This is a genomic window from Yoonia sp. (assembly GCF_017854415.1).
Lineage (GTDB): Bacteria > Pseudomonadota > Alphaproteobacteria > Rhodobacterales > Rhodobacteraceae > Yoonia.
Window position 1 is genome coordinate 1 of the sequence record NZ_JAFMHR010000168.1, and the last position, 5,487, is coordinate 5,487.

The following is a 5,487-nucleotide window of genomic DNA, read 5'->3' on the forward strand; positions in this document are numbered from 1 at the left end:
TCATGACGACCATGCGGACAAATCAGGATGAGGCCATCGCATTCCTCAAGACGCATGCATCAAACGGGCCGTCGGCCGTTGATGAGGTTGTTCAAACGCATGGGGCGCTTGTCTTTTTGCACGAAACCGAGGCCCTAAAAATCAAGCGCGCGGTCAAATACGATTATTTGGATTTCTCTACGCCCGCACAGCGTCATGAAATGCTTCAGCGTGAAGTAGACCTGAACCGCGATGCCGCACCGGGGCTATATCACGATGTCGTTCCCCTGACACGCGCACCGGATGGGGCTTTGGTGCTTGGCGGGGATGGTGACGTTGTAGAATGGGTCCTGCGCATGACCCGGTTTCCCGCCGAAGCCGAGCTTTCCGCGCTGGCTGCACGTGGTTTGATTGATCAGCAGCTCTCTGACAGACTCGGACATTCCATCGCGGATTATCATCGCAACGCTCCCGCGCGGCCAGAGGACAGCCGTGTCCTGATCCGCGAGATCATCGAAGAACTGGAGCGCGAGATGGGCGGCATGGATGCCCAGCTGGGCGCGGAATTGGTCCGTGATTTTCTTGATGCGTCGGAGCAGGAGCTTGCCCGAATTGAAGGCTTGTTGAAAGGCCGCTCAAAAGCAGGCTGGGTGCGGCGCTGTCACGGTGATCTGCATTTGCGCAATATTGTGATGTGGCATGATGTGCCTACACCATTTGACGCGCTGGAATTTGATGAACGGCTTGGCACTTGCGACGTACTCTACGATCTGGCGTTTTTGCTGATGGACCTTTCGCATCATGGATTGGATGCCTCGGCTAATCTGGTGCTGAACGCGTATCTGTTCCACAGCGAAACCGATGATCACTATACTGGACTGGCCGCCCTGCCGCTTTTTCTGGCGGTCCGGGCGGGCATCCGCGCGATGGTTGATGTGCAGACTGCCGCCGTAAACGATGCCCCCGGCGCATTGATTGCAAAGGCTGGAACATTCTTACAGCAAGCCCTGTCTTTCCTCAAACCTGTTGCCCCGCAATTGGTGGCCATCGGCGGGCTGTCGGGCAGCGGTAAAACGACTGTGGCCCGCGAGATTGCCCCCCTGATCGGCGCATTCCCCGGCGCGGTGCATCTGCGCAGCGATCTGGAACGCAAGGCCTACTTCAAGGTGTCCCCGTTTGAGAGACTACCGGCGGAGGCCTATCAGCCCGAAGTCAGTGACACGATTTACCGGATCATGCGATCCAAGGCGAAGCTGGCTTTGGCAGCAGGACAGGCAGTGATCCTTGATGCGGTGCATGCTACAGCTCACGAACGCCGGTTGGCCGAAGAGATCGCCAAGGATTCAGGGTGCCGGTTTGTCGGCATTTGGCTGGATGTGGATACTGCGCTGCGCGTGGCCCGCGTAGGTGGCCGGGTGCAAGATGCCTCGGACGCGGACGCGCAGGTCGCGGAGCAGCAAGACGACCTGCCGATCGGGGATATCGGCTGGCACCGGTTGGACGCAGCGCAAACGCTGTCTGATTTGATGGCACAGATCAGCGAGCACTTGCCCGCATCGGCATACCGTCGTCAGTCGAGTGCGTGACAACACCATCACACAAACCACAATGACCTGCAGACATATGACGAAGGGGATCTGCGGCGTCATTGTGCAGTGTGCGACTGATAAAGATAGTCGCGCGTCAGAGGCACCGCATCAATGCGACGTGACAGTTGAAACTGGAATACTGCCTGCCGTCCATGCCGAAAGGTCTGTTCGCAGGCCGCCAGATAAAAACGCCACATGCGCACAAAGCGGTCATCATAAAGCGCGCGAACCTTGTCTTCGTTTGCCGCGAACCTTTCGGACCAGTGTCGCAACGTCTCGGCATAATGCAGACGCCAGACCTCGACATCAGCCGTCCACAGGTGCGAGGTTTCGACGGATTGCATTACCTCGGACATGGTCGGGATATAGCCTCCGGGAAAGATATACTTGGCAATCCACGGATTGGTGGCATCCGGTGGACCCGTCCAGCCGATTGTGTGCACCAAGGCGATCCCATCGGGGGACAGCCTATCGTGGATGTTTTTGAAGTAAGCGTCATAGTGCGGCAATCCGACGTGTTCGAACATGCCCACCGACACAATCCGGTCGAATATCCCCGTCACATCGCGGTAATCGCACAGTTGATAGTGCACGCGGTTGGCCAGCCCTTCGCGATCTGCGGTCGCCGAGGCATAGGCGTATTGTTGTTGGGATAGTGTAATGCCAAGGACCTGGGCACCAAAATCCTGCGCTAGAGTGTGCGCCATGCCGCCCCAACCGCAGCCGATATCCAGCACCCGCATCCCAGGTTCGATCATCAGTTTGCGCGCGATGTGATATTTCTTGTTGGTCTGGGCCTGTTCCAGTGTGTCGTTTGGATCACGGAAATATCCGCAAGAATACTGCCGGTCTGGGTCAAGAAAGAGATCATAGAGAGTATCTGACAGATCATAGTGATGCGCCACGTTGCGTCGTGATCGCAGAGCGACGTTATTTTGTGTGAACCGGCGCAGTGCGATCCGCAGTCTCGGCAACAGCCTTTGCCACCAGATACCGGGTGCGTTCCGATAGTTTTTCACGATCAAACCCAGAAAGCTGTGCAAATCGCCTTCGGTGATTGTCAGCGTAGCGTTCATATAGGCTTCGCCCAACGCTAGTTCAGGATTGAGCACGAGATGTCTGACGGTCGCCATATTGTGCAGTTCGACATGTAGGGGGACACTGGATCCGTCACCGTAGTGATGACGTTGACCGTTCGGCAACGTCACCTGCAGGCTGCCTTTTTGCAACAAGCGGCGTAGCATCAAGTCGAATGCGTGTTCCCACATCCTATCGGCATCTCGTGATGGCTGGCCGCAATGGCCGCCTCAAACTGCAGTACATGATCATTCCTATTTTGTCTGCGAACATTCGCAGAACTTAACACCTCCGTCACAACACCAATTGAGCATTGTCAAAACCCGTGCACGGATTGAGATAAGTCAACCCGGCTTTGGTTTTTCAGGTCACTAAAAAGCCTAACGGCAGCCGCAAGGTCGGCTGTAAGGCGTATCGTGTCTGACCGGCATCGCAGCCACATCATTCAAGTTGCAGGGAGGTTCGGCAATGACACCATCAACGGTACGCACAGTGATCTTTCCTGTGGCCGGTCTGGGTACAAGATTTATGCCGGCTACCAAAGGAACGCCAAAGGAACTGCTTCCCGTCATCGACACACCGTTGATCCAATACGCGATAGACGAAGCACGCGAAGCCGAAGTGGATAGAATGATCTTTGTGAGCCATCCGTCAAAGGCAGCCATCAAGCACTACGTTATGGATGATACCCAGTTGCGGATGACTTTGGCGCATCACGGGAAACCCGAACTGGCAGATCAACTGCAAGCTGCGGCGTTGGACACCCGCACGTGCGAGGTTATTTTCGTGAATCAACCTGAACCGCGCGGACTGGGTGATGCGGTCGCTTGCGCGCGGCCACATCTGCTGGACGGCCCTGTCGCCGTCATCTTGCCTGATGACTTGATCCTTGGTGAGCCGGGATGCCTGCGCGAGATGGTCAATGCCTATGATCGCGACAAGGCGGGACATCTTATTGCAGTCATGGAAGTGTCGAAAGCGCTGACAGGCCAATACGGCATTCTGTCTGTCATCTCGCAAGAGGGGCACTTTGTTCTATCCGACGGGATTGTCGAAAAGCCAGCACCTGACAAGGCCCCATCGCAGATGGCGGTTGTTGGGCGCTATATCCTTGACCCCATCATCTTTGACGCGCTTGCCCATCAGGCCCCGGGTGTTGGCGGTGAGATCCAGTTGACCGATGCGATTGCACAAAGTGGCAGAAAGGCTGGAATTGCCGGCTATCGGTTCTCGGGGCGTCGGTTTGATTGTGGCTCCAAGAAAGGAATGCTGGCGGCGACGCTGTTTTTGGCTCACAAGGACCCGGCTTATGCCGAAGTTCTTGCAGCCTTTCAGACACTCGGTGATTGCTAGCCCCGCGAGTGACGGTGCCGACCCATCAAGAGCTCTCGTCTTTCGCGGGTTTAATTGGGCTTGCGCTAACGGTCACATGGGCCGGTCGGATTAGCCGTTTTCCAATTGCCAAGCCGGGACGATGCAGAACAAGAACTTCCCCCGCTTTGGTCTGGTCTGTTTCTTCGATTTGCATGGCTTCGTGCAGCATTGGATCAAACGGCGTGTCTTTCGGCGCGATGGTCCTGACCCCAAGCGCCTTCAACCCGGTTTCGAACGCGGATTTGATGCTGTTCAGGCCGTCCAGATGCGCGGCGATTTGCGGGGTTTCTGCGTCAGGGCTGGCAGGTGCGGCCTCAATCGCGCGGCAGACCGCGTCATATGTCGGGGCAAGGGCTTCAACCGCGACGGCGACGCCATAGTCGTGCCCTTCAACACGCGCACGATCCGCGCGCTTGCGGGCGTTTTCTGCGTCAGCGAGCGCGCGTTTCCATTTGTCCGTCAGCTCTTCCAATGCGATCTTCGGGTCCGGGGCCGCACTTTCGGTGCCATCGCGGTGGTCTTTGCGCTTGGTTTCGTCCTTGTCCATGACAGGGTCCTTTCTTGAAGTTGAATGATCACCTGATCAGCAGGAAAACACGGGCTGTTCCGCGTTGGATCGTGAGGGCCAGAGCCCCTTTGACGGACGCCAATTCTTCGCGCAGTTCGGCGACTGATCCCACGGCAACGCGGTTCACAGCCAAGATGACATCACCCGCCTGCAGTCCCGAGCGTGCCGCACGGCTGTCGCCATCCACTTGGACGACGACGACACCGGATACTTCACCAAAAAGCGGATCATCCGGCGCAAGATCGCGCAGATCTGCACCTGAAAGCTGATCAAATCCGCGATCGGTCTGGCGTGTCTGCGTTTGGCCGCCCTCGCGCAGTGTTACTGTAATTTCAATTGGTTCACCGTCGCGCAGAATACCGATTTCGATCTGAGCACCGATCCGCCTCAGCCCGATCTGGCTCCGCAGATCAGCTGCACCAACCACGGGGCGACCATCAACCGAAATGATCAGATCACCGGCTTGCAATTGCGCATTTTCTGCAGCACTTCCGAGTTCAACCTGCGTGATTATGGCGCCGACACCCGTGTCCATGCCTAAAGCTTCGGCAAGGTCAGGCGTGAAATCCTGAACCCTGACACCAAGTTGGCCGCGCTGGACCTCGCCAAATTTGATAAGCTGGTCAACAACCGCTTCAGCCATATTCACGGGCACGGCGAAACCAATGCCAACATTGCCGCCGGATGGCGCAATAATCGCTGTATTGATGCCAACCAATTGACCGTTCAGCGTTACCAACGCACCGCCCGAATTGCCGGGATTAATCGAGGCGTCGGTTTGAATGAAATCCTCGTAACCTTCTATGTTCAGCCCACTACGACCCAGCGCGCTAATGATGCCGGATGTTACCGTCTGGCCAAGCCCGAATGGATTGCCGATTGCCAGAACATAGTCACCGA

General features: G+C 56.6%; 5 protein-coding genes. 2 read left to right on the forward strand and 3 right to left on the reverse strand.

Annotated features, from left to right (window positions below):
• Positions 1–1,565 (forward strand): AAA family ATPase (locus QZ197_RS14520; RefSeq protein ID WP_296432849.1); only part of this gene is annotated, 1,565 nt, incomplete at its 5' end.
• 59 nt (positions 1,566–1,624) lie between these two features.
• On the opposite strand, the gene QZ197_RS14525 is transcribed toward QZ197_RS14520, so the two are convergent.
• Positions 1,625–2,836: a cyclopropane-fatty-acyl-phospholipid synthase family protein gene (locus QZ197_RS14525; RefSeq protein ID WP_296432850.1), complete on the reverse strand. Its 1,212-nt coding sequence runs from the start codon at positions 2,834–2,836 to the stop codon at positions 1,625–1,627.
• 277 nt (positions 2,837–3,113) lie between these two features.
• Between QZ197_RS14525 and QZ197_RS14530 the strand changes: the two genes are divergently transcribed.
• Positions 3,114–3,998, forward strand: a complete 885-nt coding sequence (locus tag QZ197_RS14530; protein WP_296432851.1) for a UTP--glucose-1-phosphate uridylyltransferase — start codon at positions 3,114–3,116, stop codon at positions 3,996–3,998.
• 25 nt (positions 3,999–4,023) lie between these two features.
• Here the strand turns inward: QZ197_RS14530 and QZ197_RS14535 are convergent, their stop codons facing one another.
• Together QZ197_RS14535 and QZ197_RS14540 are read right to left on the reverse strand one after the other, a co-directional pair.
• Positions 4,024–4,566 (reverse strand): nucleotide exchange factor GrpE, encoded by a 543-nt coding sequence (locus QZ197_RS14535; RefSeq protein ID WP_296432852.1) that lies wholly within the window; start codon positions 4,564–4,566, stop codon positions 4,024–4,026.
• Between the two features lie 28 nt (positions 4,567–4,594).
• Positions 4,595–5,487: PDZ domain-containing protein (locus tag QZ197_RS14540; RefSeq protein ID WP_296432855.1), on the reverse strand; the 893-nt coding region annotated here is incomplete at its 5' end.

What these genes read in the sequence shown, in the direction of transcription:
- QZ197_RS14535 (WP_296432852.1), bottom strand. Translation starts at nt 4,566, where the DNA reads ATGGACAAGGACGAAACCAAGCGCAAAGACCACCGCGATGGCACCGAA.
- QZ197_RS14525 (WP_296432850.1), bottom strand. Translation starts at nt 2,836, where the DNA reads ATGTGGGAACACGCATTCGACTTGATGCTACGCCGCTTGTTGCAAAAA.
- QZ197_RS14530 (WP_296432851.1), top strand. Translation starts at nt 3,114, where the DNA reads ATGACACCATCAACGGTACGCACAGTGATCTTTCCTGTGGCCGGTCTG.